The sequence below is a fragment of the Salinimicrobium oceani genome (assembly GCF_012037645.1).
The window spans coordinates 1-418 of the sequence record NZ_JAAVJR010000781.1; the positions used below are offsets into that span (position 1 = coordinate 1).

The 418-nt window shown below is 40.4% G+C and carries 1 protein-coding gene; it reads left to right on the plus strand.

The window, feature by feature from the left end; all coding sequences use genetic code 11:
- The coding region (locus tag HC175_RS19375; protein WP_168139773.1) for a hypothetical protein at positions 1-418 on the plus strand (418 nt) is incomplete at both ends.

Sequence of the window (418 nt, forward strand, 5' to 3'; positions counted from 1 at the left end):
AAGGAGAAGACGGTTGTCAGCCGGTTACAGCTGAATTCACAATAACAATTAGCGACAAGCCAATTCCGGATTTCACTTACTCTTCTACAGAATTTTGTTCAGATCCCCAAATAGAAGAAACTCTTAATCCTGTCATGGCTACAAATGCAACTAAGGGCGCATTTAGCTTTACTGCAACTCCGGCTGATGCTGTTTTGGATCTAGATCCTATTACAGGGGAAATAGATTTAAAAGAAAGCGCAGAAGGAACTTTTGTTATTCGAAATACAGTAGACACCGCGGACGATGGCTGCGAATCCGTTTTTGCAGAATTTACAATAACAGTTGACAAATTGCCTTTGGCCCTTTTCAGTTATGCAGGTATAAGTGCCGACAAAAGTTTCTGTATCTCAAGTCTTGGAGCAAATCTTGATTCTTT